Here is a 26,677-nt window from a genome sequence, read left to right as displayed (position 1 = left end):
CCTCCTCAAGGAAGTGTTGCACTTCGTTTGTGAACTCAGGGGACCCATACGCCGCGGCGGATGTTGTGGATGGGACTCGTCGTTGCAGCACTGCTCAATAATGACCATCGGTGGTTATGGGTCCCTGCTTTCGTGTTTGGTCCCGTATGATTGGCGAGGGCCCGCATTGGGGCCTGGTAGCGGAGGCATTTGAGCCTGGTTCGATTGTAGTCGTGGACGAATTTGGCGATGAAGGTGTCTCGATCGGCGTGATCGATGAAGGTCCGCCGGGCGCTGCCACGCTTTGTTTCGCGGCCAATGGCTTCGGCGATGCGCCGGTTGAAACGTTCGACGAGTCCGTTGGTCTGCGGATGGTAGGGCTTGGTCAGGCGATGCTGGATGCCGCACTGTCGGCAGAGTTGATCAAAGGGGTGGTCGCCGGAAGGCTTCCCGGGCGGCTTGTTCTTCTTGTCGACGGCGAAGCGGTCGGTGAACTCGGCACCGTTGTCGGTGAGGATAGTGTGAACCTGGTGCGGAAAATCAGCCAGGAAGCGCTTAAGGAAACCGGTCGCGGTCGCTCCGTCCCGCCTGGAATGGACCTCGACAAAGACGTAGCGGGTGGCTCGGTCGATGGCGACAAAGGCATAGCTGGTGCGGCGCTGCAGTGCCGGCAGATACTTCACGTCGATATGGATGAAGCCGATACTGGCATTCTCGAAGACGCCGGCTTTGGGCTTGTCAGGCTTGGCAAGCCGGCTGATGCCATTGCGCTGCAGGCAGCGGTGAATAGCACTACGGGACAGCTTGGCGTTGATGCATCGCCGCATCACCTCAACGATGTCGTCCAGCGGCAATTGGAGCGACGTCCGCAGTTCACAAACGGCCCTTTCTTCAACCGCGGAGAGGCTGGTCGTGAGGTTCTTCGGCCGGTGCGAGCGGTCTTCGACCGTCGTGCGGCTGCGCCAGCGATAAATCGTGGTCTCGCTGACCCCCAATTCGGCCGCCAACTGAGCGACCGACTTCCGGCTGCGCTGGATGTAGGCACGTGTCTTCGGCGTCGTCGTGGCGTTCGCGTGCAAGCTCAGTTCCATGACACGAGGCGCTCCCTAACAAAGGCCACGCCTCGTTCTACACCGATTCCATCCAACCAATCTGCAGGGACCAAACACTTTCGCAGGGACGACACCGAATGTGTGGCGTCGTCTGTGACACACTTCCGCGTTCTCGCGACATGATTTGTCCGAGCTTTGTCTTTCGCTCCGCCCTCTCTTGAACGGAGGGCGCAGGGAAAGCCGGGTGCCGATCGGCCCGCACGTGGCTCAAGCATCGGCGGCGGGCTCGCTCCCCTGCTATCCGCCGAAGCCTCTTGGCGGATGCGGGAGAGGGAGCCTGTAGGGCGTGCTCACCTCACGCTCGCCATGTTCCGACCGATGCGATCCCTGACCGTTCGCGCGATCGCCGCCGGAGCTTCGGCGGGAATCGCGAAGCACGAGCTCGCGTTGATCTCGCAGAGCACGTAGGTGTCGGCGCCATCAGCATCGCGTGGACCGTAGAGGAAATCGGCATCCCAGATCACCGGCAGCGACGTCTCATCGATCGTCAGCGCGGCCATCATTTGCGGGATCCATTCGTCCTCCATCAACCTTCGCAGTGCCTGGAATTGCGGCGCATCGGGGCCGTGCATGATGCGCGGTCCGGGTTGGGCTTCCGGAGAATCCGGGCCTTGCGGGGGCGGCGGGATCAGGGCCTTGATCAATTGATGCCCGAAGCCTGCGACCTTCGCTCCGCTGACATAGCAACGGATCATGCCCTCGGGCAGGCGCGGCTGGAACGCCTGATCGATGATGCAGCCGCCCCAGCCGAAATACGGCGCGCAGCGCCCCATGAAGTCCTCCAGCGGCATCTCCTCCGGCTGGCTGCCGCGCAGCGCATGCAGCACGCGAATCGTCGCGTCGGTGTTCGGCACCGTTTCCACCTTCCAGACGCCCTGCCCGCCATTGCCGCGGTTCTGCTTGAGCACGCGCGGACCACCCGCGCGCAAGCGCGAGGGAAATTCGGCGCGGAACGCATCGACCGTGGCGTATCGATGGATGTCGGCGCCCCAGCCGAGGTGTCGCGTCCGGTACAGCACGTCCTTGACGCCCATCTTGAGGATGATGTCGGGATGCGCGCTGACCCATGGTCCCGCCGCCGCGACCTCGCGCAGCAGCGGATCGAGGGCGGCGCGCGTCTTGCCCTGATGGATCGGATCGACCCAGACCAGAACGCCGTCCATCGTCAGCAATTGGTCGCGAACGGCATCGGCGAATGTCTCGTCATAGACGACGGGAACGGCCTCGATGCCCGAAGCGGCGAGCGCTTCGAAGACGCGGACGAAACGGCTGCTTTGTGGGGTCGCCTCCCGGCGCGACGCGGCGTCGCCACGCGACAGGATAGCGATTTTGCCAGGACGATTTTCGGAACGAAGACGTGTGTGTGGTTGGGTGTCCATGTGAAAGCTCCACGACGGTGAGTGTCGCGCAGAGCTTGGACCGAGGTCTCACGGGGAGTCTGCCTTGTCCCCTTGAGGCAAATCTAGACCACCGCGCGCAGGTTTCAAGATGGAAGTGGAGCGAAGCGGATCTGGCCACGATCCCGGATCACGCCGTGATCCCGGATCAGGCCGTGATCCCGTGCAACCCGAGCCAGCCCGTGTAGAGGCCGACGAGCACGATCAGCGCGGCCGACACGTAGGGGGCGCGATGGGCAAAGCGGCTGAAGCCGGCCCAATGACGTTCGACATGACGCAGGCTCAGCGCGGCCGCAACGCCGGCAGAGACCATGGTGAGCGCAAGCCCGATGCCGAAGCAAAGCACCAGCACGAAGCCGAGGCTGAACTGCTTGAGCTGGAGACAGAGCAGCAGCACGGTGATCGCCGCCGGACACGGAATCAGCCCGCCGGTCAGGCCGAACAGGATGATCTGCCATGTCGTGACGGTGCGTCCGGCAAAGCGCTTGCGGATGTCGGCGGCGTGCGCGCGCGCATGCGCGTCGTCCTCGTCGCCGAGATTCATGTGCGCATGGTCATGCTCCTCGAACAGGACTTCCGCCATATCCGCCCGCACCGAGACGCGCACCTTGAAGGCATGCGGCTCCGGAATTTCGTCGATGCTTTCCAGATAACCACCCCTGTCGGCGAAGCGAAAGCGTTGCTCGCTGCCGTCGGGACGGATCGTCACGACGTCAACGTCGCCGGCCGCCGGCAGCGCTCCGGCCTCGCTTCGCAACCGCCAGCGCGGCGGCACGCCGTCCTCGAAGACCTCGAGCGACAGCGATTGTCCGGCCAGGACAAGCTGGCGCGTTTCGTCGTGATGATGGTGGTGATCGTGATCGTGTTCGGCAGCCTGCTCGCGCCAGGTGCGCCAGGCCATCCAGGCCGCGATCGCGATGATGATCACCGCCGACGCCAGTTGCAGCCAGGCTTCGCTGCGTTCTCCGGACCATTGCTGGCCGAAATGAAGTCCGGCGAGCGCGACCAGCCAGACGATGGCGGTATGCGAGATCGTCGCCGCCAGGCCGAGCAGCACCGCCTGCACCACCGTGCCGCGGATCGCGATGATGAAGGCCGCCATCATCGTCTTGGAGTGGCCGGGCTCGAGCCCGTGCAGCGCGCCGAGCAGGATCGCGCTGGGCACGAACAGCCACGCATGCGCGCTGCTCTGCTGGAGCAGCTGAGACAGGTCGGTCATGGCACTCACTTCAAATAGGTACGAACGACGTCGATCAGGTCCGCGGCGCCCTGCGCCTTCTCGGGATCCTTTTCCCGGGCAGGATCCACGACATGGTGGCGGATATGGTCCTCGAGCAATTCCGCGGTCAGCCCGTTGATGGCGCCGCGGACCGAGGCCACCAGCATCAGCACGTCGGCACAACCAATCTCGGACTCCAGTGCACGCTCGACGGCCTCCAGCTGGCCCTTGATGCGGCGAACCCGGCCGACGAGCTTGGACTTGTGCTTGATGGTATGCGACATCAATGTAATATAGGGGGGTACCCTATATTGGTCAACCATGCTGTCGGCCAGCCGGGCGCGCATCGAGGCATGGCGGCGGGATGTCAGCGGCGGGCGTCAGCCCATGCTGCCAGGCATGAAGCAGCGCGCCTTCGGATGACCGTCTATGTAGTAGGGCCACACGATGGGTCGGCCGGACAGGTTCGGCCCGGGCACGACGGCTTCGTTCGGAACGTCAACCCACTCGCCGTCGATGCGCACCCGATAATGGCCGTTCCTGGTTTCCCAGTCGACGTCGTCGATGTGCTGCGCATCCGTGCCGTCGCAGCAGGGACCCTTGCTGCTATGCAAGCCCTCGTACCAACCATTCAAGTCGGGGTGCTGGTGATCGTGGGCGAGAGCGCCGCCGGTTGTTGTGATGAGCAGCATAACGACAAGAGCAACAGGCGTCGCATGCCAATAATGACTGTCCATCAATCGGCATTGCTCCAATGAATGCAGGCGGGAGCGCGACACGATCGCGGTGTCGGCATCTACCTGAGTTGGTCCCTGCCACCGCGCAACTCGGCAGCGAATTGTATGTTCCTATTCGCAACTCGCCGCAGATGGAGAGATGACCCATCGGCCAGAGTCCACGAATGCTTGTTCCAAGCTGCGCGATGAAGTTTTCGTGACTATCGATCGGCGATTGCTGCTGGATTTGGCAAAGTCAGGTTGACAGCCCGGAAATCGGGGTTTTTGATGCGGCTACGGGGATGTGCGATCTCCCCGCGAGGCGACATGCCCAAGAATCGCGTCCTGTCACCAAGGGCGCACCATGTCGTCATACACATCGATCTCATCAGAAAAATTGTCCCGTCTCATCGGTACGGCGAAGGCGCCGACGCTCGTCGACGTTCGTCTCGATGAAGATTTCGCTGCCGATCCGCGCCTGATTCCGGGCGCGGTCCGCTACTCCCATCTCGACGTCCAGGACTGGGCTTCCCGTTTCACCGGGCAGTCCGTGGTCGTGGTCTGCCAGAAGGGACAGAAGCTTTCCGAAGGCACCGCCGCCTGGCTGCGCTGCAGCAACATCGCGGCCGAGATTCTCGAGGGCGGCCACCTCGGCTGGCGGGAAGCGGAGCTACCGACCGTTCCCGCCGACAAGATTCCGAAACGCGACGGGCGGGGCCGCACCGTCTGGGTGACGCGATCGCGGCCGAAGATCGACCGCATCGCCTGTCCATGGCTGATCCGCCGCTTCGTCGATCCCGCGGCCGTGTTCCTGTTCGTCACATCGGCGGAGGTCGAGGCGGTCGCCGAACGGTTCGACGCCACGCCGTTCGACATCGAGAACGTGTTCTGGAGCCATCGCGGTGAGCTCTGCACCTTCGACGTGATGGTCAAGGAATTCGGCCTCGCGACGCCGGCGCTGGAGCGGCTCGCGACGATGGTGCGGGCGGCCGATACCGCGCGGCTCGAGCTTTCGCCGGAGGCGCCCGGGCTGCTCGCCGCCTCGCTCGGCCTGTCGCGCATGTTCGACGACGACCTCGAGCAGTTGAGCGCCGGGCTGCTGCTCTACGACGCCTTCTACCGATGGTGCCGCGACGCGACCAAGGAGACGCACAACTGGCCGACCAGCAAGGTGAAGCCATGACCGACGTCGCAACGACAGCGAAAGCGCGCGGGCATGAACCCGCGCACGGCATCTCCTTCAACGAGGCGCTGCTGGTCTGGATACGCGTCGCCATCCTGAGCTTTGGCGGACCGGCCGGCCAGATCGCGGTGATGCATCGCATCCTGGTCGAGGAGAAGAACTGGATATCCGAGGGGCGTTTCCTGCACGCCCTCAATTACTGCATGCTGCTGCCGGGGCCGGAGGCGCAGCAGCTGGCGACCTATATCGGCTGGCTGCTGCATCGGACGCTCGGCGGCATCGTGGCGGGCGGGCTGTTCATCCTGCCCGGCATCTTCGCCATCATGGGCCTCAGCTATATCTACGCGGCGTATGGCAATGTCGGGTTTGTCGAAGCGCTGTTCTTCGGCCTGAAGGCCGCGGTGCTCGCCATCGTCATCCAGGCCGTGGTGCGGGTCGGCAAGCGCGCGCTGCGCAACCGGGTGATGATCGCGCTCGCGGCGATCGCCTTTGTCGCGATCTTCTTCTTCGCCGTGCCGTTTCCGCTGATCATCGGCGCCGCCGCGGTCACAGGGCTGGTGGGCGCACGTCTCGGCCGGAGCGAATTTGCGGCGATCGAGCATGGCGGCAAGAATTCCGCCGTGATCGACAGCATGCTCGGTGAAGCGGTGTCGGACCATGTCCGTCCCAACGCATCGCGCACTTTGCGGGTCGGCGCCATCTGGCTCGCGCTCTGGCTGGTGCCGGTGTTCGCCCTGCTGATTGCGCTCGGGCCCGGCGACGTGTTCACCCAGATCGCGATCTTCTTCAGCAAGATGGCGATGGTGACGTTCGGCGGCGCCTACGCCGTGCTCGCCTATGTCGCGCAACAGGCCGCCGACTATTATCACTGGGTCAGCCCGCGCGAGATGCTGGACGGACTCGGCATGGCCGAGACCACGCCCGGACCGCTGATCATGGTGGTGCAGTTCGTGGGCTTCATGGCCGCGTTCCGCAAAGCAAGCGGGCTGTCGCCGATGTTGGCCGCCACGCTCGGCGGCTTGCTCGCGACCTGGGTGACGTTCACGCCGTGCTTCCTGTGGATCTTCGTCGGGGCGCCCTATATCGAGGCGCTGCGCGGCAACAAGGCGCTGGCGGGCGCGCTTTCGGCGATCACCGCCGCCGTGGTCGGCGTGATCCTCAATCTGTCGATCTGGTTCGCGCTGCACACGCTGTTTCGGCAAACATTCCCGGTGCACGGGTTAGGCCTGTCGTTCGACGCGCCGGTGCCTGCCAGCCTCGACTGGCCGGCGCTGGCGCTGTCGATCGCCGCCGCGATCGCGATCTTCCGCTTCAATGCGGGGATGCTCAGCGTCCTCGCCGCCTCCTGCATCACGGGCGCACTGCTGCGCCTTGTCGGCATCATCTGAGCGGAACGGCGCGCAGCTTGAGAACCTGGGGCAGCACAACACAACCAGGAGAACAACCATGCAGACACGACGACTCTCCCATTTGATTCTCGCCCTGACGATCGCGGGCGCGGTCATGCCGGCCCATGCCCTGACGCAGGACGAACTCGTCGCAAAACTTCGCGCCGCCGGCTACGCCGAGATCAGCGAGGTCAAGTCGACGGCCGAAGGCACGACGGCGAAGGCGATGAAGAACGGCAAGCCGGTGCGGCTCGTGATCGACAGCAGCGGCCAGGTCAAGGAGCGGGACTGAGCGCCCGCGCGCGCGAAAGCCGTCAACGAATCGATGGAGTGATAATCATGATGAGAGCAATTGTGGCCCTGTGCATGGCGGTGCTGGGGCCGGGCGCAACCCTGGCAGCGCCGGCCGCCCTCGATGAGCGGCAGGACGCGGCCGTTACAATGCAAGCGGCGATGGTCCACCCGCAAGCGAGCGAGACGCTGCGCGGCGTCGTCGATCGCGTCGATGAACGCAACGACACGCTGCTCATCCGGTTATCTCCGGACCGGACCGAACCGTTCAAGGTCCAGGACGGCCTGATCTTCAATGCCGTCCGCTTCGGCGATCCCGTCGAAATCGCGGTGCAGAACATCGCCGGGTTCCGCACCATTGTCGGGCTCTCGAAGCAATAGAGCCACGATCCGAAGCATCGAAAGAGGTTCAAGGGAGCAATCCAATGCGACATACGATTTCGGCGCTGATCGGCGTCGGTGCCTGCCTCTTCGCCACCGGCGGGAGCGCGCAAAAGATCGACTGGCAGGTATTCGCCGAGCCGTTCGTCTCGTCGGCACATGCGCAGGCGATCGATTGGCAGAAGGTCGACGACACGCTGGGCAGAAAGCCCGCGGTCACCGGTGACGTGCATCGCTACGGCTTTCCGCGGAGCGATCTGACGGTGACGCTCGACGACATCACCATCAAGCCGGCGCTGGCGCTCGGCGGCTGGGTCGCCTTCAAACCCATGCACGACGACGTCATGGCGATGGGCGACCTGGTGCTGCTCGAATCCGAAATCAACCCCGTCATGCTGAAGATGATCGGAAGCGGCCTGCAGATCACGGCCGTGCACAACCATTTGCTCGGCGCGAGCCCGGCCACCTTCTACATGCACGTCGCCGGTCACGGCGACCCGGTCAAGATCGCCGCCGCGATCCGGGATGGCCTCGCTGAAAGCAAGACGCCGCTCAAGGCCGCGGCGCCGGCCGCGCCGCCGCCGACCATCGATCTCGATACCGAGCAGCTCGATCAGATCATCGGCGTCAAGGGCCAGGCCAATGGCGGCGTCTACCAGTTCAACGTGCCCCGCCGCGATCCGATCACCGAACAGGGCATGGCGTTGAGCCCGGTTGGCCCGATGGGCGTCGCCATCGGCATCAACTTCCAGCCGACCGGCGGCGGCAAGGCGGCGATCACCGGCGATTTCGTGCTGACAAATGACGAGGTCAACCCCGTCATCATGGCGCTGCGGACGCACGGCATCGACGTCACCGCGCTGCACAGCCACATGCTGAACGAACAGCCGCGCCTGTTCTTCATGCATTTCTGGGCCAATGACGACGCCGTCAAGCTCGCCAAGGGCTTGCGTGCCGCGCTCGATAAGACGGCTACGACAAAAGGCTGACACTGGTCTCGGAGGGATCAACGATGCGAAGCCTCACGGTCATGTCCATGGTTGTCGTCGGAGTTCTTGTGGGCATGGACGCTGCGATCGGCCAGACCAGCTGTCAGGTCTGCGCTGATCAGCAAAAGGCGTGCATGAAGAACTATGCCGGGCCGACCTGCAAGTCCGAGTATCAGATGTGCAAGAAAGCCTGCAAGAAATGACAGGGGCGCCCTTGCAACCGGCGCGTGGGTGCTAACCGGGCTGAAGTGAGATGCTGACGATGCGCACGCTGCTCAGGAGTGCCCACGTGATGCTGCGCATTGCCGCCACGGTGCTTGCGATCGCGCTGACATCGGCTCGGCCGGCGCCGGCGGACGATGGCAAGATCGTTGTCTTTGTCTGCCTGCACGGCGTGGTGAACAGCCAGATGGCGGCGGCCTATTTCAACAAGGCTGCCCAGGAGCGCGGATTGCGGTTCAGGGCGGTCTCACGCGGCATCGACCTTTATCGGTCGGTGCCGGTTAGGGTGCAGGATGGCCTTGCACTCGATGGTCTGGAGGCGGCCAACACGCCGCAACAGCTGACCATCGACGATATGGCCGCGGCAGACCAGGTGGTGGCGTTCGATCAGATCCCCGCCGAGCGGCACGGACGGGCCGACGTGACCTACTGGTCCGGCATTCCCTTGGGTATCGATGATTATGAGTCGGCCCGGGATCAGATCGTCCGGCGCATCGACGCCCTCATTCCGACGCTGGCAGCGGCAACTGAACCGGCAGGAGACAAGACGCCCCTTCAGCTCGAAACGAAGATCCTGCTCGGCGATGTCCGCGGTCGGATTGATCACCTAGCGGTCGACCTGAAGCGGCAGCGACTGTTCGTGGCCGAGCTCGGCAATGACAGCGTCGGCGTCGTCGATTTGGCTGCGCGCAGTTTGCTTCGAACCATTACCGGATTGAGCGAACCCCAAGGCGTCGGCTATGAGCCGTCGACCGACACCCTCTACGTCGCCAACGCCCGCGACGGATCGGTGCAGCTATACGAAGCCAACGAGTACAAGGCGACCGGGCGAATCGAACTCGGCAGCGACGCCGACAATATCCGGGTCGACGCCGCGGCCAAGCGCGTCATCGTCGGCTATGGCGATGGTGGCCTGGCAGTCGTCGACCCATCCGCCCGGACAAAGGTTCGGAGCCTACTCCTTAAGGCACATCCGGAAAGCTTCCAGCTTCAGCCCGATAGTGGGCACATCTTTGTCAATCTGCCTGACGCGCGAGCGGTCGCGGTGGTGGACGTTGCTTCCGGGAAACAACTCACCAGCTGGCCGCTGGACAAGGGCGGTAATTTCGCGATGGCCATCGATCACGAACGAAGTCGCGTTCTCCTGGTGTATCGCAGCCCAGCCCAGCTTGCAGCCTTTTCGACCGACGGCAAGGCGATTGCGGCCACCGGCACTTGCGGCGATGCCGACGACCTCTTTGTAGATGCAAAGCGCGGACGCATTTATGTGAGCTGCGGCGCTGGATACGTCGATGTATTTGAGATTGATGGAGCGGCCTATCGACTGATCGCGCGCCTGCCGACGGCGACGGGCGCACGAACATCGCTCTTTGTGCCGGAGCTGGACCGTCTGTTTGTTGCGGTCCGCGCGGGGCCTGCCGGACCGGCGGCAATCTGGGTGTTCAAGCCATTGCCTTGAGATCGACTTTGTGGGGAGACGGCGCATGTGGAAACGCAGCCGGGGCTTTCGCAGCTGTTCGAGACGCCTTGCGCCTCGCTTCATGGTCGCTCTTGGACTGATCGCCTGGTCTGACCCCGCCTCGGCCTATCGCCCCTTCGACGGCACCGATGCCGCCGTTGCCAAGAAGGGGGAGATGGAGGTCGAGCTGCAGCCGGCCGGACGTTTGCGTGATGAGAGCGGAACAAGCCTGATCGCGCCGGCCTGGGTTCTCAACTACGGTCTGAGCGAGAGTTGGGAAGCCGTCTTCGAAGGCCAGGGACAAACGTCGCTCTCTCCGCCCGGACCGACCAGCCTGACTGCAGCCGGAGCGTTTCTCAAGCACGTGGTCGTACCCGGTAGCCTGCAGGACAAGACCGGTCCGAGCATTGCGACCGAATTTGGCGTCCTTCTTCCTGACAGTACCGGCAATTCGGGCGTTGGCGTAAGCCTGGCCGGCATTGTCTCGCAGCGCTGGGATTGGGGCACCATTCACTTGAATGCCGAGACTGCCATCACCCGCGACCATCATGGCGACGTGTTCGTGGGTGCTATTGTCGAAGGACCGATGACCTGGACGGTGCGCCCCGTCGCCGAGATATTCTACGAGAACGAGTTTGGAAAAGAGGATACGTTCTCGGGGTTGGTCGGGCTGATCTATCGTGTGAGCGACGACCTCAGCTTCGACATCGCGGTCCGGCACGCGCTCACCGGTGGCCATCCGGTAAACGAGATACGTGCGGGATTGACCTTCGGCTTTCCGCTTTCCTTCTTCGAAGGTCACGCCGCGCACCAAGCGTCGCCAATTCCGCCTCGATAGCTACTGGCGGTCCCGGTTCTCTGGATGGGCTCGCCAGTCTCGACCGACAGTCTGATGGCTGTCGTCAGGTGTTGCCTGGCCGGCGTGGTCCTTCTCGCCGCCTTGAGCCTTCCAGTCACGCCCGATCTTAACGTCCTCGGCGCGACTGCGATCCTGCTCGCGGGTTTGCTCCGACTGCTGAGGCGGCTGGGCCTGTTGGACAGGCATGGACTGTGCTTTTGCATCGCTTCCGGCGAATGCGAAGGTCATTGCGACCGCGGAGATGAACGCAACCGATATAGAATTCTTCATGGTGTTGTCCCTTCCTCTTGCTCTGCACTAACGCTCCGTCATCGCCTTTGTTCGGAAACAAACGGGCTTCTGGCCGCACGTGGTGGTCGGAACCGGGCGCTCTGCACGCGAACAGTGACGGTCAATATTTCGGCCGGTGTGAAGTAGCCCATTCGCGCGCGTGTTCGATCGGCACCCGCTGCACGGCGGCGCGAACCTTTTGCGTTGCGGGCAGATTGTCCATGCGTTCCCGCCAGCGGCAGAATGCCGGGAATTTCGGATACATCGACTGCCCTTCGGCGGTGAGGCTGAAGGCGAACGTGCTCGGCAGCAGATAGAAATCCGCAATCGAGAGCTCGTCCCCAAGCAAAAAATCCTTGCCGTGCGCAAGCTGGCGCTCGGCCACCGCAAGCCCGGTCTCGACCTTGGGCAGCGCATGTGCCACGACCTTCTCGTCGGGGGCGATGCCGAGTTCCGGGAAAACCAGACGCTCATGCGTCACGTGATAGATCATGTAGGGGTAGTAATAGTCGTTAACAGCGCTGATCCACTGGTTCATACGCGCCCGCGCCTTGATGTCTTTCGGTGTCAGCGATACGCCGCTAAAGGCGTCGTCGACATAGGCGGCAATCGCACTCGTCTCGTAGACGGTGAGATCGCCGTGTTTCAGAATTGGGACACGGTTGAACGGGTGCAGCGCCAGGTGATCGGGCTTGCCCATGACCGGTTCAAGGTCGTGGAATTGGTAAGCTACGTCCTTGTGCGTCAGGATCAAGCGGACGATGTTGACAAAACTGCTGCGTGGGAAACCGTAGACGATCGGATCGGACATCCGTTTTCTCCTTTCTGATTTGGTTTCAGCGCCAGAACGGCTTGGAGGCCTCGCGTAGCGCCTGCTCGCGCGTCAGGCCGAGATCGCGAAGCAGATGCGGGTCGTCGGCGATCGCGCGTAGCGCCATGCGCTGAAACGGCCGGTCAAGCAAGCTCCACCATACGGGGCGCGGAGCGCCAGGCGACCTTCCTGAGCTGAATTGATGAAGTGGTGTGGCCGGGTCGGCGGCGGGCACCGGCGGGATCGACCGAGTATCGGTTAAAAGGACGGACACGACAGGCTCCAAATTGCTTGAAATGCTTCACTGGAGCTGTTCAATAATCGTGCGGGGCGGTTTCCCGCAAAGCATCGTTTCTCGTGCCTGCCCTAATTTTTCTCATGAAGTCGTGCGATGCGCCCACGCCTGCCGCCACTCAATGCCCTGAAGGCCTTCGAGGCCGCCGCGCGCCACGAGAGTTTTACGCGCGCGGCCGAAGAGCTTTGTGTCACGCAGGGTGCCGTCAGCCATCAGGTGAAAGCACTGGAAGCGGAGCTCGCAATAAAGCTCTTCAACCGCGAGCGCCAGCGCCTGATCATCACCGAGGCCGGGCGCGATTATCTCGCTGTCGTGCGCGACGCGCTCGACCGCATCGCCATCGGCACCGAGCGGCTATTGCAGCGGCAGAATACCGGCGTGCTGACCGTATCGACGTCGCCGGACTTTGCCGCGAAATGGCTCGTGCACCGGCTCGGCCACTTTGTTGAGGCGCATAGCGGCATCGACCTGCGCGTCTCCGCCACGCTGCACCACGTCGATTTCGCGCGCGAGGAAGTGGATCTCGCGGTGCGCCATGGCGACGGCAACTGGCCGGGGCTTGACGCGGTGCGGCTGAGCCCCGAGCGGCTATTTGCGGTGTGCAGCCCAAAGCTGTTGTCCGGCAAGCGGCGCCTCAACAACCCCGCTGACATCCTGAAATTTCCGCTGATCCATATGGACAGTCGCGCCGACTGGAAGAACTGGCTTCAGGATGCGGGACTTGACGATGCTGCCGCCACGCATGGCCCGGTCCTCAATCGCGCCAGCATGGTGATTGATGCCGCCATCAATGGGCAAGGCATTGCGCTCGCGCGCACCACGCTGGCGGCGTGGGACCTCATCAACGGCCATCTGGCGCGGCCGTTTCCGCAGTCGCTGCCATTGTCGAAGACCTACTGGATCCTCTGCCCGAAGGCGACCGCAAGCCTGCCGAAGATCGTGACGTTTCGCGATTGGTTGCTCTCGGAGGCCGCAAGCGACCTGCGCCGGCTTAGAAAGCTCGGCGGAACCTCTCATCGATTGAAGTGAGGGCCGGCAGGCTTCCAAATACAGGGAACGGTCCGGCGGCCCTCGCGATTGTCGTGGGACGCACCACCCACCATGCATGGAGCCCGATCATTGCTGCAGCTGTACAGGTCGGCGACCTCCGATTGGCGGAGCATCGGCGCCGAAGTGCCGCCCGAGGTCATCTGGATCGATCTGCTCGATCCCACGGAGGACGAAAAGCAGTTCGTCGAGCGCGCGCTCGACATCCGCGTCCCGTCCGAGCGATCGTTGGGCGAGATCGAGGCGTCGAGCCGACTGATCACCGATCATGACCGGCTCTATCTGAGCTCGCCGGCGGTGCGGCTCGACGACAACAATGAAGCCGAGATCACCAATATCGGCTTCGTGATCGGCCCAAAGGTGCTGGTCACGGTGCGGTTCGCGCAGCTGACCACGTTCGACGACGTCATGAAGCGGATCGGCACCGACAAGAGCCTGCAAAACGGCATGTGCGTGTTCACCGCGCTGCTCGAGGCCATGATCGATCGCGGCGCCGACGTGCTGGAGCATCTCGGCGCCAAGACCGACAGGCTGTCGCGGGGCGTCTTCAAGGGCGGCCTGGTGCGGAGCAAGCGTCCGGTGCGCTCCAGCCGCAGGTTGCGCGAGGCGCTGGAGAACATCGGCGAGCTCGCCGATCGCCTGGCGAAGGCGCGCGACGTGCTGCTCGGCGTCGGCCGGGTCGCGAGCTTCGCCGACGACGTCAGCAATGAATGGATCACGTCGGCATCGAAGCGCCGGCTCGAGGCCGTCACCAAGGACGTCGCCTCGCTCGGCGACTACGAGACCCGGCTGTCGGACAAGATCCAGCTGCTGCTGGACGCCGTGCTCGGCTTCATCAACATCCAGCAGAACGACCTGTTCAAGATCCTGACCATCGTGTCGGTGGTCGGCGTTCCCCCGACCATCCTGGTCGGGGTCTGGGGCATGAATTTCAAGGAGATGCCGGAGCTGAGCTGGACCTTCGGCTATCCCTTGGCCTGGGCCGCGATCATCGCCAGCGGCATCCTGCCGGTGCTCTGGTTCAAGCGGCACGGCTGGTTCGATTAAAACAAGCGAAGTTGAAACGCCGCCGCGTTATCCGCGTTGAGAACCTGCCTGCGCGTCTATAAATCTGAAGCTGCCCCACCCGCCCCTGTGGCGCGGTCATCCCCCACCGAAGAGTTCAGCCTATGCGCCCCCACATCATCTGCCACATGGGCACGTCGATCGACGGCCGGCTTCATCCCAGCCGCTTCACCAAGGCCGCCGCCGGGATTCCGGCCGACGTGCTGCGTTCGCACTACGAACGGATCCATGACGGCTTCGATGCCGATGGATGGATCATCGGCCGCGTCACGATGAACGAGATGGCCAAGGGAACGGAGCGGCATATCGCCAACCCACTGAGGCTGGCGCGCGAGGCGCATCTCGGCAACCGCAACGGCCGCAAGCTTGCTGTCGGCATCGATCCGTCGGGCCGCGTGCATTTCGGCAAGGACAATGTCGGCGGCGATCACGCCGTCGCGGTGCTCGGCGAACAGGTGTCCGACGCGCATCTCGCCGAGCTGCGCGAGGACGGTGCGTCCTACATCTTTGCAGGCACGAAGGGCGACGACCTGCCGGGCGCCATGGCGCAGCTCGCGTCGCTGTTCGGCGCCAGGACGCTACTGCTCGAAGGCGGCGGCGGGATCAACGGCGCCTTCCTGAAGCATGGACTGATCGACGAGTTCAGCACATTGATCTTCCCGGCGGTCGATGGCGTCGCCGGCTCGCAAAGCATCGTCGACTATCACGGCTCCGACGGCGACCGCCCCGGCGCCGGACAATCGCTCCGGCTCACCCATTGCGAGACACTGGAAGGCGGCATGGTCTGGCTGCGTCACGCCGTGGAGCGCGCGCCCGATTGAGCGCGCTTATGGCTTGAGATTCTCCACCCAGCCGGTCCGGCACGCAGCAACGAAAAACGCGACGCCGCGCGCGACATGGGCGTCGATCTCGGGATCGAGCGCCTTCAGATCCACCTCGAACAGCGCCCGGAGCAGCATCGGCACCGCGATGATGTCGAGGAACATCCGCGCCGTCGTCGGCAGGTGTTCGGGCGCGAAGGCCGGCAGCTTGCCGAGTTCGTCGGATTGCGTCAGGTCGCGCAGCAGGTGAATGCCGAGCTCAGTGCTGAGCGCGCGCGCCCTGCGGTTGACGTTGGCCGCGAGATCCGGGAAGCGGTGCGCCTCCGCGATAGCGAGCCGCATCAGGCCGATCCGGTCGGCATCGAAGCCCCAATGCAGCAAGGTCGAGGCAACGCTGGTGAGGCGCTCCTCGATGGTCGCGCCGACCGGCGGATCGGCCTTGAACTCGGCGATGCGTGCCAGGATGTCCCGCGTCACCACTTCCGTGAACAGCGCCCGCTTGTCGCGGAAGCGCGCATAAATCGTCCGCTTGCCGGAGCGCGCGACTTCCGCGATCTCATCGATGCTCGCGCCCTCGAACCCACGCTGCAGAAACACCCGGCGCGCGGCGTCGAGGATGCGTGCATCGACCTCGCCGGCGAGCTCCTTCGGCGGCCGGCCGGCGCGCACCTCGACCGGCTTGGTTTTCGGTAGCCGCGGCTTCTTCAGGGTGCTGGTGGTCATCGCATCGACCCGGGTTCGATGGGCCGGTCAGGCCGGCAATATCAGGCAGTATAGCCTTATCACATCTAGTTGTAAATAGAACGATACGGTTCCGTTTCTATTGACGGCGCACCGTGGCGAGACTATTTGCCGCATAGAACGGAACGGTCCCGTTCCTTTTTGCGAAGACCTTGCAGACCTCGCCTGACAGCAGGAGCCGCCATCATGTTTGAAGACACTGTCTTGGAGCGCGACCAACCGGGGCATGAGGGTATCGAGGGGGCGTCCTCGGCTCCGGCCTCCCATGAGCCTGACCGGCCCTCGGTCACCGCACGAGCTCCGGCGCAGGAGCGCCCTGCGGACAAGGAGCCCGCTCCGCCGGCAACAATCCCGCCGGAGATCATCGGCAAGGCAACACGGCCCAGCTTTCTCCGCCGCCGTCCGGTCGTCTCCGCGATCGGCGCCGTGCTGCTCGCCGCAGCCATTGGCGGCGGCTATCTCTACATGGACTACAGCGCGCATTTCGAATCCACCGACGACGCCTTCATCGCCGCGCGGCAGTCGGCGCTGGCGCCGAAGATCTCCGGCTACATCACAGCCGTCCCGGTCACCGACAACCAGCATGTCGCGGCCGGCGACGTGATCGCCCGGCTCGACGACCGCGACTATCGCGTCGCGCTGGCGCAGGCCGAGGCGCAGGTCGCTGCCGCGCGCGCCAGCATCGAGAATGTCGATGCGCAGCTCGACGTGCAGCAGGCGCAGATTGCTGCCAACCAGGCGCAGGTCGACCAGGCGCAGGCGGCGCTGGTGTTCGCCCAGCAGCAGGCGACGCGCTACCAGCATCTGGAGCAATCCGGCTACGGCACCGTGCAGAATTCCGAGCAGTTCACCTCGCAGCTGCATCAGCAGCAGGCTGCGCTGCTGAGCGCGCAGGCGACGCTCAACCTCGCGCAGCGCCAAGTCGAGTCGCTGAAGGCGCAGCGCAAGAGCGCGGTCGCCAACCTCGCCCAGGCCGAGGCGCAACGCGACCAGGCCAAGCTCAATCTGTCCTATACGACGGTCACCGCCGCCCAGCCGGGCCGCGTCGTCAGCCTGTCGGCCGCGGTCGGCCAGTTCGCCCAGGCTGGCACCAACCTCACGATGTTCGTGCCCGACCAGACCTGGGTCACCGCGAACTTCAAGGAGATCCAGCTCGACAAGATGCGGCCGGACGAGAAGGTGACGATGAAGATCGACGCCTATCCCGGACGCACCATCCAGGGCCATGTCGAGAGCGTGCAGCCGGGCTCCGGCACGGCGTTCTCGCTGCTGCCGGCGCAGAACGCCACCGGCAACTACGTCAAGATCGTGCAGCGCGTGCCGGTGAAGATCGTGATGGACAACCCACCGGCCGACGTCGCGCTCGGCCCGGGCATGTCCGTGGTGCCGACGGTGCGGATCAATCCCGCGCCGTCCCTGTTCGAGCGCCTTGAGAAGTCGAGCCTCGGGAGGCTGTGATGAGTGCCGCCGCCATCGACGCCAAAGGCTTTTCGACTCCGAATGTCACCGTCAATCCCTGGCTGATCGCCATCGTGGTCGCGCTCGCGAGCTTCATGGAGGTGCTCGACACCACCATCGCCAACGTCGCGCTGCCCTATATCGCCGGCGGCATGGGCGTGAGCGAGGATGAGGCCTCCTGGGTGGTCACCACCTATCTGGTGTCCAACGCCATCATCCTGACCGCCTCCGGCTTCCTCGCCCGCACGCTCGGGCGCAAGACGTTCTTCCTGATCTGCCTCGGCATCTTCACGGTCAGCTCGATCCTGTGCGGTTTTGCACCCAATCTGAACGCGCTGCTGCTGTTCCGTATCCTGCAGGGTCTCGGCGGCGGCGGCATGGTGCCGGTTGCGCAATCGATTCTCGCCGACGCCTTCCCGCCGGCCAAGCGCGGGCAGGCGTTCGCGGTGTTCGGCATTGCCGTCGTGGTGGCGCCGGTGGTCGGGCCGACGCTCGGCGGCTGGCTGTCCGACAACCTCTCCTGGCACTGGTGCTTCCTGATCAACGCGCCGGTCGGTGTGTTCGCGATCGCGCTGATCGCGGCCGTGCTGCAGGAGCCCGCGACCGCGAAAGCCAAGGGAGCGCGGCCCCAGGACAACAGGTTCGACTTCATCGGCTTCGCGCTGGTCGCGACCTTCCTCGGCGCGCTCGAGGTGGTGCTCGATCGCGGCCTCGAGGACGACTGGTTCGCCTCGCCCTTCATCATCACCTTTGCAGTGATCTGCGCTGCGGCGTTCGTGCTGATGATCCCGTGGGAGATGACCCGGCGCAATCCGGTGATCGACCTGCGCATGGTCGCAACCCGGCAGTTCGGCGCCTGCTTCCTGGTGATGCTGGCGACCGGCGCCATCCTGCTCGCGACCACGCAATTCTTGCCGCAGCTGGTGCAGCAGGATTTCGGCTACACCGCGACCTGGGCCGGCCTCGTGCTCTCGCCCGGCGGCGTCGTCACCATGATGATGATGTTCGCGGTCGGCCGGCTCGCCGCCAGGGTGCAGCCGAAATACCTGATCGTTGCCGGCGCGCTGGTGATCGCCGCCTCGATGTACAGCATGACCAACGTCTACGGCGATCTCGGCTTCTGGTTCATGGCGCGCTCGCGCATGCTGATCGGCGTCGGCCTGCCGCTGATCTTCGTGCCGATCATGGCGGCGTCCTATGACGGCATTCCCGCTGGGAAGACCGACCAGGCCTCCGCGCTGATCAACGCGGCGCGCAACACCGGCGGCTCGATCGGCGTCTCGATCGTGTCCAACGTGCTGACGCATCGCCAGCAATTCCACCAGAGCCGGCTGGTCGAGCAGGTGACGCCGTCGAGCCCGCAATACCAGGACACGCTGCACCAGGTCACCGACTTCTTCGTCGCCCAGGGCAGTTCGCTGGCGCAGGCGCACAGTCAGGCGATCCAGTGGATCGGACAGCAGGTGCAGACCCAGGCCTCGTTCCTGTCCTACATGGATGCGTTCTGGGTCCTGATGCTGATCTCGCTCTCCGCCATCCCGCTGGCGCTGACCTTGCGCAAGGTCAAGCTCGGCGGCCCCGCCCCCATGGGTCATTGATCCCGGCGCCGGCATGGATGGCGCTACCGCAGAATGCAGGCGTGGCTAAGCCGCGCTATCGACCGGACAGGTCCGCGCGCCACGCGCGGGCCTTCGCGGTCGTCTCCTCGACGAAACGCGTTTTGCCGTTGCGATAGGCCGCGATGTCCTCTCTCGAGGAGGCAGCAAGGGCCTGCTTGATCTCGGCGTAGGCACGGGACACCTCGGGGTGCGCGCGAAGATAGTCGCGAAACACCAGCAGCGTTTCCCAGCGCGGATTGGATGGCTCCATCACATGCAGATGATGGGTCCACGGCCCCGGAGGACCCTTGCGGAAGAACAACTCGCCAGGCAGCCACGCCGCGTATTCCGGTATGTAGCGGTAGCCGAGCGTATCGATCGGCTTGATGCAGCGCTCCCGTGCCTCCGCGAGGCTGGGGACACCGACCATCAGGTCGATGATCGGCTTCGATGGCAAGCCCGGAACCGCGGTGCTTCCGACATGCTCGATGGCCAGAGCCAGCGAGCCGAGCGCATGCTCGATCCTCGCGCGCTCCGTCTCGAACATGGCCGGCCAGTTGGGATCATACTCCAGGACAACGATTGGCCCGGCGCCGTATTTCTCCATGGCACACCCTGATTGCTTGCCGCGAAGTCCCCTTCGCGGGTCAATCAAACCATGATGAGGCTAGGTTCGACCAGAGGCACGGCGCCGGTGGCCGCGCCACCACAGGCCGAAGGCGATGGTGACCGCAGCGGCCAGCGAGAACCAGGTGATGGCGTACTGCGTGTGGTCGTCCTTGAGACGCACCTTGAGCGGTCCGGGCTTCGGCGTGCCGCTGTCGGGCACCGGCGCCTCGAGGTCGATATAGAACGGCGCGACCTGTCCCCAGCCGAGCGCTTGCGCCATCGCGCGATGGTCGCGCACGAACCACAGCCGCTTCGAGATATCTTCCTTCGGCGTCAGCCGGCCCGGTGGCTCGGGAAAGCGGATATAGCCCGTGAGCTCAACCGGCGCGCCGGTGACGAGGCGGCCGACGACGCGGTCCTCGAAGGCGCGATCCTGCATCGTGTTCTGGACAAAGCCGGTGTTGATCACGACGGTCTCGCCGCTGGCGAGCTTCGCCGGCAGCAACGCCCAGGTGCCAGGACCCGAAATGTCGTCGCGCACCGCGGAGCCGGAGCTGAACACCATCGCGTCGGGCTGCTTCGCATAGGTCGCGGTCAGGGTGACGCGGCGGAATTCATCCTTGGCGGAGGTCAGCGTCGGCCAGGCCGACGGCGGCGGCAGCGCCTCGGTCGGCGCGGCCAGCCGCGCCTCGAGCGCTGCGATCAGCGCGTGCTTCTCGACCCGGCGCTGCAATTGCCAGAAACCGAGGGCGATAAACACCGCGATCAGGATCAACGTGAAAATGCCGAAGCCGGCCGCGTTCGGCCGGCGCGTCGTCACATCATTCATTTCGGGTCGCGCTCGATCAATTGGCCTTCGGCGGCCTTGTGGTGGAATTGCAGCGCGATCAGAAGTGCCTTCATCGATCGTAGCGGCAGGATCGTGGTGACCAGGATCAACGGCAGCCACAGCGCGGCATGCACCCAGAACGGCGGCTGGTACTTCACCTCGACGATCAGCGCCGCCGCGACCACGATGGCGCCGGCCAGCATGATCACGAAGATCGCCGGCCCGTCGCCGGAATCGATAAAGGCGAAATCGAGGCCGCAGGCCTGGCAGCGCGGCGCCAGCGTCAGGAAGCCGGAATAGAGCTTGCCCTTGCCGCAGCGCGGGCAGCGGCAGGCGATGCCGCGCAGTGCGCTCTCAGTGACGGTCGGCGGGGTATCGGTCATTTGGCTCCTTCCCCTCTCCCCTTGTGGGAGAGGGTGGCGAAATCGAGCGGAGCGAGATGTAGCCGGGTGAGGGGTCTGTCTCCGCGGATGGAGACCCCTCATCCGGCGCGGATTACATCCGCGCCACCTTCTCCCACAAGGGGAGAAGGGAAACAAAAAGGGGCGGCCATTCGGCCGCCCCCTCTTAGCACGTCGGCCGGCAATTAGTGTGCGCCGTGGGCCATCGTCTCGGCGCCGTGGCCCCAGACGTAGATGCAGATGAACAGGAACAGCCAGACCACGTCGACGAAGTGCCAGTACCAGGCGGCAAACTCGAAGCCGAGGTGCTGCTTCGGCGTGAAGTGGCCGGCATAGGCGCGGATCAGGCAGACCAGCAGGAAGATGGTGCCGACCAGCACGTGGAAACCGTGGAACCCGGTCGCCATGAAGAAGGTCGCGCCATAGACGTTGCCGCCGAACGAGAACGTCGCATGGGCGTACTCATAGGCCTGCACGCAGGTGAAGAGAGCGCCGAGGATAACGGTGAGGATCAGGCCCTGCTTGAGGCCCTGGCGGTCGTTCTCGAGCAGCGCATGGTGCGCCCAAGTGACCGTGGTGCCGGAGGTCAGGAGCAGCAGCGTGTTGAGCAGCGGCAGATGCCAGGGATCGAAGGTCTCGATGCCGTGCGGCGGCCAGGTACCGGGAACGGAGCAGGCGCCCATCGCCGTGCCGGCGCCGCAGCCGAACACCGCATCGCGCGTGGCATGCACCGCGTCGGCCGGGAACAGCGCCGCATTGAAGAAGGCCCAGAACCAGGCGACGAAGAACATCACCTCGGAGGCGATGAACAGGATCATGCCGTAGCGGTGGCTGATCTGCACCACGCGGGTGTGGTCGCCCTTGTACTGGGCTTCCTTGATCACGTCGCCCCACCAGCTCGCCATCGTGTAGAGCACGCCGATGGTGCCGACGCCGAACACGATCGGGGCTGCGGAGAACATGTGGTGCATCCAGCCGATCGCGCCGAACGCCATGATGAAGGCCGAGATCGAGCCGACCACCGGCCACGGGCTCGGGTCGACGAGATGATAGTCGTGATGCTTGACTTGCGCCTCAGCCATTGCCGTCTCTCCATTCGCGTGCCGCAAGGCACGTCTTAAATCTTAAATTCCAAAACTAGCCGCCCTTGCGCTGCTCCGCCTCGCCCGCCGCCACGGGCTTCGGCGCGGCGTCGCGCACGGGGAAGAAGGTGTAGGACAGGGTGATCGTCTTCAGCGTGTCGTTCTCGCTGTCCTTGGCCAGCGCGGGATCGACATAGAACACCACGGCCATCTCGCGCTTTTCGCCCGGCGCCATGGTCTGTTCGGTGAAGCAGAAGCAGTTGATCTTCTGGAAATAGGCGCCGACCGTCAGCGGCGCGACATTGTAGGACGCCTGGCCGGTGGTGGTGCGCGCCGACTGGTTGGTGACGGTGTAGTAGACCGTGACCACCTGGCCGATCTTGACGTCGATCGTGTTCTGCTCCGGCTCGAACTTCCAGGGCAGGCCCGGCGCGACGTTGGAATCGAAGCTGACCGCGATGGTACGCTCGAGCGGCGCATCCGAAGGCACCGAGGTCGCGACCTGGGTGGTGCCGTTGAAGCCGGTGGTGCGGCAGAACCAGTTGTAGAACGGCACGGCTGCGTAGGACGCGCCGACCATCAGCACCACGACGAAGCCGCAGATCGAGGCAACCACGGCGTCGCGCGTCAGCGTGCGGCGCGTGACCTTGGCGCCCTCACCCTGCTGCGGTCCCTGGTTGGCCATCTCACTCACAGCGGCCGCACCAGCACGGCCGGCCCCTTGACGAGGGTGACGGCGAAGAACAGCACGACCAGGATGCCGAGCGCGAGCGCGATGGCGATCGAGCGCTGGCGGCGGCTCTTGAGCTGCGCCTCGGTGAGGACGATGCCTTCTGGTTCGCGTTTCTCGTCCATCGATATCCCATGCGCCCCCATCTCGCCCCCCGGCTCCCTATCCGATGAAGACAGGCGCAATCGCGCGGACCACGACCTCGGCGAGGAGGACGGCAAACAGCGCGAACAGATAGAGGATCGAGAAGGCAAACAGCCGGCGCGTGGCGCGGTTGGCAGCCGTACCCTCGCGGCGCCGATAGACTTCGATGGCCAGCCACAGCATGCCGGCGCCGAGCACCAGCGAGGTGACGCCGTAGATCGCGTCGAAATAGCCGAGCGGCCACGGCGCCAGCGCGATCGCGACCAGCACGATGGTGTAGAGCAGAATCTGCAGCCGGGTCGCGTCGGGACCGGCGACCACCGGCAGCATCGGGATGCCGGCGCGGGCATAGTCGTCGCTGCGGAACAGCGCCAGCGCCCAGAAGTGCGGCGGAGTCCAGAAGAAGATGATCAGGAACAGGAGGATCGGCTCGACCGAGAGCGATCCGGTCGCGGCGGCCCAAGCCACCACCGGCGGCAAGGCACCGGCGGCGCCGCCGATCACGATGTTCTGCGCGGTCCAGCGCTTCAGCCACATCGTGTAGACCACGGCATAGAAGAAGATGGTGAAGGCAAGCAGCGCGCCCGCCACCCAGTTGACCAGGATGCCGAGCGTCATCACCGAGAAGAAGGCGAGCGTGATGCCGAACGCGGCCGCTTCGGTCTGCGTGATGCGGCCGCGCGGGATCGGCCGGTTGGCGGTGCGCGTCATCAAGGCGTCGACGTCACCCTCATAGGCCATGTTGAGCGCGCCGGAAGCACCGGCGCCGACCGCGATGCACAGGATCGAGGTGAATGCCAGCACCGGATGCACGTGCACCGGCGCGATCATCAGCCCGACCAGCGCGGTGAAGATCACCAGCGACATCACGCGCGGCTTCAACAGCGCGATGTAGTCGCCCACTTCGGCCTCGGAAATCCGGGGCAGCTCGATGGCGTTGTGATCGACAACCGACAAGATCAGGTCTCGCTTCTCTCAAAAGGCGCGGCGCACCCTTAAAGTGCGCCGCGTTGTCGTGGACTTACTGCACGCGGGGCAGCACTTCGAACTGGTGGAATGGCGGCGGCGAGGTCAGCGTCCACTCCAGCGTGGTCGCACCGGCGCCCCACGGATTGTTCGCGGCCTGCTCCTTGCGGACGAAGGCATCGATCACGCCGTAGATGAAGATCAAGACGCCGATGCCGGAGATGTACGAGCCCCAGGAGGAGATCAGGTTCCAGCCGGCGAACGCATCCGGATAGTCGACATAACGGCGCGGCATGCCCGACAGGCCGAGGAAGTGCTGCGGGAAGAACACCAGGTTGACGCCGACGAAGGTGAACCAGAAGTGCGCCTTGGCGATGCGCTCCGAGTACATGTAGCCGAACATCTTCGGGAACCAGTAGTACCAGCCGGCGAAGATGCCGAACACGGCGCCGAGCGACAGCACGTAGTGGAAGTGCGCCACCACGTAGTAGGTGTCCTGCAGGACGCGGTCGACGCCGGCATTGGCCAGCACGACGCCGGTAACGCCGCCGACGGTGAACAGGAAGATGAAGCCGATCGCCCAGATCATCGGCGCCTTGAACTCGATCGAGCCGCCCCACATCGTGGCGATCCACGAGAAGATCTTCACGCCGGTCGGCACCGCGATCACCATCGTGGCGGCGACGAAATAGGCCTGCGTCGCCGAGGACATGCCGACGGTGTACATGTGGTGCGCCCACACCACGAAGCCGATGCCGCCGATCGCGACCATGGCGTAGGCCATGCCGAGATAGCCGAACACGGGCTTGCGCGAGAAGGTGGAGACGATCTGGCTGATCATGCCGAAGGCGGGCAGGATCAGGATGTACACTTCGGGGTGACCGAAGAACCAGAACAGATGCTGGAACAGCACCGGGTCGCCGCCGCCGTCAGCCGCAAAGAAGGTGGTGCCGAAATTGCGGTCGGTCAGCAGCATGGTGATCGCACCGGCGAGCACCGGCAGCGACAGCAGCAGCAGGAACACGGTGACCAGGATCGACCACACGAACAGCGGCATCTTGTGCAGGGTCATGCCCGGCGCGCGCATGTTGAAGATCGTGGTGATGAAGTTGATGGCGCCGAGGATCGACGAGGCACCCGCGAGATGGAGCGAGAGAATCGCGAAATCGACCGCCGGTCCCGGATGGCCGGAGGTCGACAGCGGCGCGTACATGGTCCAGCCCGCGCCGACGCCGTTGGCGCCCGGCTCACCCTCGACGAAGGTGGACATCAGCAGCAGCGCGAACGAGGCCGGCAGCAGCCAGAACGAGATGTTGTTCATGCGCGGGAACGCCATGTCCGGCGCGCCGATCATCAGCGGCACCATCCAGTTGCCGAACCCGCCGATCATCGCCGGCATGACCATGAAGAAGATCATGATCAGACCATGCGAGGTCACGAACACGTTATAGGTGTGCGTCTCGTGGAATATCTGGACGCCCGGATACATCAACTCGGCACGGATCGCGATCGACATCGCCGCGCCGATGATGCCCGCGATCACCGCAAAGATCAGGTACATCGTACCGATGTCCTTGTGGTTCGTGGAGTAGAGATAACGCCGCCATCCGGTCGGATGGTGGGCGTGATCGTCATGGGCGTGATCGTCGTGTGTCGCTGCGCCTGTCGCCATGTTCAAAATCCTGCCTTGCAGTCCCTCTTGGACCTTGCGGTCCCGTCGCCCTTATTCCATCCGCGCCGTAAGCCGTGAGGCTTACTGCGCCGCCTGACCAGCCGAGGCGTAGGAATTCGCCGGGTTGGTCGCAAACTTCTTCTTCGCGCCTTCGACCCAGGTCGCGAATTCCTGGTCGCTCACGACCCTGACCGCGATCGGCATGAAGGCATGGTCCTTGCCGCACAGTTCCGAGCACTGGCCGTAGAACACGCCGGTCTTGGTGGCCTTGAACCAGCTCTCGTTGAGGCGGCCGGGGATCGAGTCGATCTTCACGCCGAAGGCCGGCACCGCGAAGGAGTGGATCACGTCGGCGCCGGTGGTCTGGATCCGCACCACCTTGTTGACCGGGACCACCATCTCGTTGTCGACGCCGAGCAGGCGCGGCTGCTTGTCCTTGTCGAGCAGCGAGTCGAACTCGAACTTGCCGTTATCCGGATAGGCGTAGGACCAGTACCACTGCTTGCCGGTGACCTTCACCGTGAGATCCGGCTTCGGCACGTCGAGCTCCAGGAACAGCAGGCGAAACGACGGCACCGCGATGCCGACCAGGATCAGCACCGGGATCAGCGTCCAGGCCACCTCGATCAGCGTGTTGTGGGTGGTCCTAGAGGGGACCGGGTTGGCCCTGGCGTTGAACTTCACGACCACGATGATGAGCAGCGCGAGCACGAACAGCGTGATCAGGGTGATCAGCACCAGCAGGAAATTGTGAAACCAGATGATGTTTTCCATCACCGGGGTCACGCCTTCCTGCAGCGTGTGCTCCCACGGCGCCGGCTGCCCCATTTCGGCGAAGGCCGATCCCGCGGCGACAGACGCCACACCCGCCACCGCCAACCCCAGCAATTGCCTGCCCAACCGGCCAATCGACATCTTCATGCCGCTCGCGCTCCCTTGCATT

The 26,677-nt window shown here is 64.4% G+C and carries 29 protein-coding genes; 13 read left to right on the top strand and 16 right to left on the bottom strand.

Going from position 1 to position 26,677, the window contains the following annotated elements:
- Positions 1–35: 35 nt before the first annotated feature.
- The 5 genes from ACVIHF_RS38955 to ACVIHF_RS38935 all read right to left on the bottom strand — a co-directional run bounded on the left by ACVIHF_RS38955 (position 36) and on the right by ACVIHF_RS38935 (position 4,444).
- Positions 36–1,070, bottom strand: coding sequence for an IS481 family transposase (locus ACVIHF_RS38955; RefSeq protein ID WP_456793596.1), 1,035 nt, complete (start codon positions 1,068–1,070; stop codon positions 36–38).
- A 311-nt stretch (positions 1,071–1,381) separates the two neighbouring features.
- Positions 1,382–2,470, bottom strand: a complete 1,089-nt coding sequence (locus tag ACVIHF_RS38950) for a Cj0069 family protein (RefSeq protein WP_456793595.1) — start codon at positions 2,468–2,470, stop codon at positions 1,382–1,384.
- 166 nt (positions 2,471–2,636) lie between these two features.
- Positions 2,637–3,707, bottom strand: coding sequence for a nickel/cobalt efflux transporter (locus ACVIHF_RS38945; RefSeq protein WP_456793594.1), 1,071 nt, complete (start codon positions 3,705–3,707; stop codon positions 2,637–2,639).
- 5 nt (positions 3,708–3,712) lie between these two features.
- Entirely contained in the window at positions 3,713–3,991 is a 279-nt protein-coding gene (locus ACVIHF_RS38940) for a metal/formaldehyde-sensitive transcriptional repressor (RefSeq protein ID WP_016847064.1), read from the bottom strand.
- A 96-nt stretch (positions 3,992–4,087) separates the two neighbouring features.
- A complete protein-coding gene (locus ACVIHF_RS38935) occupies positions 4,088–4,444 on the bottom strand; it encodes a hypothetical protein (RefSeq protein WP_225164498.1) in 357 nt (118 codons plus the stop codon).
- A gap of 343 nt (positions 4,445–4,787) precedes the next feature.
- Here ACVIHF_RS38935 and ACVIHF_RS38930 point away from each other — a divergent pair, with 343 nt between their 5' ends.
- The 8 genes from ACVIHF_RS38930 (at position 4,788) to ACVIHF_RS38895 (ending at position 11,174) form a co-directional block, all read left to right on the top strand.
- Positions 4,788–5,606, top strand: coding sequence for a chromate resistance protein ChrB domain-containing protein (locus tag ACVIHF_RS38930; protein ID WP_225164497.1), 819 nt, complete (start codon positions 4,788–4,790; stop codon positions 5,604–5,606).
- Complete coding sequence (gene chrA, locus ACVIHF_RS38925; RefSeq protein WP_456793593.1) at positions 5,603–6,994, top strand: chromate efflux transporter; 1,392 nt, start codon at positions 5,603–5,605, stop codon at positions 6,992–6,994. The genes ACVIHF_RS38930 and chrA overlap by 4 nt, the downstream gene beginning before the upstream one ends.
- A 58-nt stretch (positions 6,995–7,052) precedes the next feature.
- Positions 7,053–7,286, top strand: coding sequence for a hypothetical protein (locus ACVIHF_RS38920; RefSeq protein WP_176937114.1), 234 nt, complete (start codon positions 7,053–7,055; stop codon positions 7,284–7,286).
- Positions 7,287–7,360: 74 nt separating this feature from the next.
- A complete protein-coding gene (locus ACVIHF_RS38915; protein ID WP_057016094.1) occupies positions 7,361–7,666 on the top strand; it encodes a hypothetical protein in 306 nt (101 codons plus the stop codon).
- A gap of 44 nt (positions 7,667–7,710) precedes the next feature.
- Positions 7,711–8,655, top strand: a complete 945-nt coding sequence (locus ACVIHF_RS38910; protein ID WP_456793592.1) for a DUF1259 domain-containing protein — start codon at positions 7,711–7,713, stop codon at positions 8,653–8,655.
- A 23-nt stretch (positions 8,656–8,678) separates the two neighbouring features.
- Positions 8,679–8,858, top strand: coding sequence for a hypothetical protein (locus tag ACVIHF_RS38905; RefSeq protein WP_016847070.1), 180 nt, complete (start codon positions 8,679–8,681; stop codon positions 8,856–8,858).
- 59 nt (positions 8,859–8,917) lie between these two features.
- Positions 8,918–10,336: an arsenate reductase/protein-tyrosine-phosphatase family protein gene (locus ACVIHF_RS38900; RefSeq protein WP_456793591.1), complete on the top strand. Its 1,419-nt coding sequence runs from the start codon at positions 8,918–8,920 to the stop codon at positions 10,334–10,336.
- A 25-nt stretch (positions 10,337–10,361) separates the two neighbouring features.
- Positions 10,362–11,174, top strand: a complete 813-nt coding sequence (locus ACVIHF_RS38895; protein WP_456793590.1) for a hypothetical protein — start codon at positions 10,362–10,364, stop codon at positions 11,172–11,174.
- A 412-nt stretch (positions 11,175–11,586) separates the two neighbouring features.
- Here the strand turns inward: ACVIHF_RS38895 and ACVIHF_RS38890 are convergent, their stop codons facing one another.
- Entirely contained in the window at positions 11,587–12,276 is a 690-nt protein-coding gene (locus tag ACVIHF_RS38890) for a glutathione S-transferase family protein (protein ID WP_456793589.1), read from the bottom strand.
- Between the two features lie 391 nt (positions 12,277–12,667).
- Here ACVIHF_RS38890 and ACVIHF_RS38885 point away from each other — a divergent pair, with 391 nt between their 5' ends.
- The 3 genes from ACVIHF_RS38885 (at position 12,668) to ACVIHF_RS38875 (ending at position 15,504) form a co-directional block, all read left to right on the top strand.
- Positions 12,668–13,600: a transcriptional regulator GcvA gene (locus ACVIHF_RS38885; protein WP_076832333.1), complete on the top strand. Its 933-nt coding sequence runs from the start codon at positions 12,668–12,670 to the stop codon at positions 13,598–13,600.
- Between the two features lie 90 nt (positions 13,601–13,690).
- Positions 13,691–14,665 carry a magnesium transporter CorA family protein gene (locus tag ACVIHF_RS38880; protein WP_456793588.1) on the top strand — a complete coding sequence of 325 codons (975 nt, stop codon included), beginning with the start codon at positions 13,691–13,693 and terminating at the stop codon, positions 14,663–14,665.
- 122 nt (positions 14,666–14,787) lie between these two features.
- Positions 14,788–15,504, top strand: a complete 717-nt coding sequence (locus ACVIHF_RS38875; RefSeq protein WP_092088085.1) for a dihydrofolate reductase family protein — start codon at positions 14,788–14,790, stop codon at positions 15,502–15,504.
- Positions 15,505–15,510: 6 nt separating this feature from the next.
- On the opposite strand, the gene ACVIHF_RS38870 is transcribed toward ACVIHF_RS38875, so the two are convergent.
- Positions 15,511–16,227 carry a TetR/AcrR family transcriptional regulator gene (locus ACVIHF_RS38870; RefSeq protein ID WP_310882033.1) on the bottom strand — a complete coding sequence of 239 codons (717 nt, stop codon included), beginning with the start codon at positions 16,225–16,227 and terminating at the stop codon, positions 15,511–15,513.
- A 204-nt stretch (positions 16,228–16,431) separates the two neighbouring features.
- Between ACVIHF_RS38870 and ACVIHF_RS38865 the strand changes: the two genes are divergently transcribed.
- Entirely contained in the window at positions 16,432–17,703 is a 1,272-nt protein-coding gene (locus ACVIHF_RS38865; RefSeq protein WP_375166753.1) for an HlyD family secretion protein, read from the top strand.
- Positions 17,703–19,301, top strand: coding sequence for a DHA2 family efflux MFS transporter permease subunit (locus ACVIHF_RS38860; RefSeq protein ID WP_310882034.1), 1,599 nt, complete (start codon positions 17,703–17,705; stop codon positions 19,299–19,301). The genes ACVIHF_RS38865 and ACVIHF_RS38860 overlap by 1 nt, the downstream gene beginning before the upstream one ends.
- A gap of 55 nt (positions 19,302–19,356) precedes the next feature.
- Here ACVIHF_RS38860 and ACVIHF_RS38855 read toward each other — a convergent pair whose 3' ends face one another.
- The 9 genes from ACVIHF_RS38855 to coxB form a co-directional block, all read right to left on the bottom strand.
- Positions 19,357–19,908 (bottom strand): GrpB family protein, encoded by a 552-nt coding sequence (locus ACVIHF_RS38855; protein ID WP_310882035.1) that lies wholly within the window; start codon positions 19,906–19,908, stop codon positions 19,357–19,359.
- A gap of 60 nt (positions 19,909–19,968) precedes the next feature.
- Positions 19,969–20,739 carry an SURF1 family protein gene (locus tag ACVIHF_RS38850; protein WP_310882036.1) on the bottom strand — a complete coding sequence of 257 codons (771 nt, stop codon included), beginning with the start codon at positions 20,737–20,739 and terminating at the stop codon, positions 19,969–19,971.
- Positions 20,736–21,122: a DUF983 domain-containing protein gene (locus ACVIHF_RS38845; protein ID WP_026191934.1), complete on the bottom strand. Its 387-nt coding sequence runs from the start codon at positions 21,120–21,122 to the stop codon at positions 20,736–20,738. Before ACVIHF_RS38845 ends, ACVIHF_RS38850 begins: the two co-directional genes overlap by 4 nt.
- Positions 21,123–21,325: 203 nt before the next feature.
- Positions 21,326–22,222: a cytochrome c oxidase subunit 3 gene (locus ACVIHF_RS38840; protein WP_057016083.1), complete on the bottom strand. Its 897-nt coding sequence runs from the start codon at positions 22,220–22,222 to the stop codon at positions 21,326–21,328.
- A 55-nt stretch (positions 22,223–22,277) separates the two neighbouring features.
- A complete protein-coding gene (locus ACVIHF_RS38835) occupies positions 22,278–22,907 on the bottom strand; it encodes a cytochrome c oxidase assembly protein (RefSeq protein WP_253604746.1) in 630 nt (209 codons plus the stop codon).
- Positions 22,908–22,912: 5 nt separating this feature from the next.
- Positions 22,913–23,077, bottom strand: a complete 165-nt coding sequence (locus tag ACVIHF_RS38830) for a hypothetical protein (protein WP_028334632.1) — start codon at positions 23,075–23,077, stop codon at positions 22,913–22,915.
- A 37-nt stretch (positions 23,078–23,114) separates the two neighbouring features.
- Entirely contained in the window at positions 23,115–24,053 is a 939-nt protein-coding gene (locus ACVIHF_RS38825; protein WP_028334631.1) for a heme o synthase, read from the bottom strand.
- Between the two features lie 64 nt (positions 24,054–24,117).
- Positions 24,118–25,734: a cytochrome c oxidase subunit I gene (ctaD, locus tag ACVIHF_RS38820; protein ID WP_456793587.1), complete on the bottom strand. Its 1,617-nt coding sequence runs from the start codon at positions 25,732–25,734 to the stop codon at positions 24,118–24,120.
- A gap of 81 nt (positions 25,735–25,815) precedes the next feature.
- Positions 25,816–26,655 carry a cytochrome c oxidase subunit II gene (gene coxB / locus ACVIHF_RS38815; protein WP_026191935.1) on the bottom strand — a complete coding sequence of 280 codons (840 nt, stop codon included), beginning with the start codon at positions 26,653–26,655 and terminating at the stop codon, positions 25,816–25,818.
- Positions 26,656–26,677 lie beyond the last annotated feature (22 nt).

Source organism: Bradyrhizobium sp. USDA 4506, assembly GCF_054058795.1.
Note: the sequence above shows the minus strand (reverse complement) of the source record. Positions and strands in the feature narration are given on the sequence as shown.

Coding starts and splice junctions, on each gene's coding strand:
- ACVIHF_RS38955 (WP_456793596.1), bottom strand. CDS start 1,070: ATGGAACTGAGCTTGCACGCGAACGCCACGACGACGCCGAAGACACGT.
- ACVIHF_RS38950 (WP_456793595.1), bottom strand. CDS start 2,470: ATGGACACCCAACCACACACACGTCTTCGTTCCGAAAATCGTCCTGGC.
- ACVIHF_RS38945 (WP_456793594.1), bottom strand. CDS start 3,707: ATGACCGACCTGTCTCAGCTGCTCCAGCAGAGCAGCGCGCATGCGTGG.
- ACVIHF_RS38940 (WP_016847064.1), bottom strand. CDS start 3,991: ATGTCGCATACCATCAAGCACAAGTCCAAGCTCGTCGGCCGGGTTCGC.
- ACVIHF_RS38935 (WP_225164498.1), bottom strand. CDS start 4,444: ATGGACAGTCATTATTGGCATGCGACGCCTGTTGCTCTTGTCGTTATG.
- ACVIHF_RS38930 (WP_225164497.1), top strand. CDS start 4,788: ATGTCGTCATACACATCGATCTCATCAGAAAAATTGTCCCGTCTCATC.
- chrA (WP_456793593.1), top strand. CDS start 5,603: ATGACCGACGTCGCAACGACAGCGAAAGCGCGCGGGCATGAACCCGCG.
- ACVIHF_RS38920 (WP_176937114.1), top strand. CDS start 7,053: ATGCAGACACGACGACTCTCCCATTTGATTCTCGCCCTGACGATCGCG.
- ACVIHF_RS38915 (WP_057016094.1), top strand. CDS start 7,361: ATGGCGGTGCTGGGGCCGGGCGCAACCCTGGCAGCGCCGGCCGCCCTC.
- ACVIHF_RS38910 (WP_456793592.1), top strand. CDS start 7,711: ATGCGACATACGATTTCGGCGCTGATCGGCGTCGGTGCCTGCCTCTTC.
- ACVIHF_RS38905 (WP_016847070.1), top strand. CDS start 8,679: ATGCGAAGCCTCACGGTCATGTCCATGGTTGTCGTCGGAGTTCTTGTG.
- ACVIHF_RS38900 (WP_456793591.1), top strand. CDS start 8,918: ATGCGCACGCTGCTCAGGAGTGCCCACGTGATGCTGCGCATTGCCGCC.
- ACVIHF_RS38895 (WP_456793590.1), top strand. CDS start 10,362: ATGTGGAAACGCAGCCGGGGCTTTCGCAGCTGTTCGAGACGCCTTGCG.
- ACVIHF_RS38890 (WP_456793589.1), bottom strand. CDS start 12,276: ATGTCCGATCCGATCGTCTACGGTTTCCCACGCAGCAGTTTTGTCAAC.
- ACVIHF_RS38885 (WP_076832333.1), top strand. CDS start 12,668: ATGCGCCCACGCCTGCCGCCACTCAATGCCCTGAAGGCCTTCGAGGCC.
- ACVIHF_RS38875 (WP_092088085.1), top strand. CDS start 14,788: ATGCGCCCCCACATCATCTGCCACATGGGCACGTCGATCGACGGCCGG.
- ACVIHF_RS38870 (WP_310882033.1), bottom strand. CDS start 16,227: ATGACCACCAGCACCCTGAAGAAGCCGCGGCTACCGAAAACCAAGCCG.
- ACVIHF_RS38865 (WP_375166753.1), top strand. CDS start 16,432: ATGTTTGAAGACACTGTCTTGGAGCGCGACCAACCGGGGCATGAGGGT.
- ACVIHF_RS38860 (WP_310882034.1), top strand. CDS start 17,703: ATGAGTGCCGCCGCCATCGACGCCAAAGGCTTTTCGACTCCGAATGTC.
- ACVIHF_RS38855 (WP_310882035.1), bottom strand. CDS start 19,908: ATGGAGAAATACGGCGCCGGGCCAATCGTTGTCCTGGAGTATGATCCC.
- ACVIHF_RS38850 (WP_310882036.1), bottom strand. CDS start 20,739: ATGAATGATGTGACGACGCGCCGGCCGAACGCGGCCGGCTTCGGCATT.
- ACVIHF_RS38845 (WP_026191934.1), bottom strand. CDS start 21,122: ATGACCGATACCCCGCCGACCGTCACTGAGAGCGCACTGCGCGGCATC.
- ACVIHF_RS38840 (WP_057016083.1), bottom strand. CDS start 22,222: ATGGCTGAGGCGCAAGTCAAGCATCACGACTATCATCTCGTCGACCCG.
- ACVIHF_RS38835 (WP_253604746.1), bottom strand. CDS start 22,907: ATGGCCAACCAGGGACCGCAGCAGGGTGAGGGCGCCAAGGTCACGCGC.
- ACVIHF_RS38830 (WP_028334632.1), bottom strand. CDS start 23,077: ATGGACGAGAAACGCGAACCAGAAGGCATCGTCCTCACCGAGGCGCAG.
- ctaD (WP_456793587.1), bottom strand. CDS start 25,734: ATGGCGACAGGCGCAGCGACACACGACGATCACGCCCATGACGATCAC.
- coxB (WP_026191935.1), bottom strand. CDS start 26,655: ATGAAGATGTCGATTGGCCGGTTGGGCAGGCAATTGCTGGGGTTGGCG.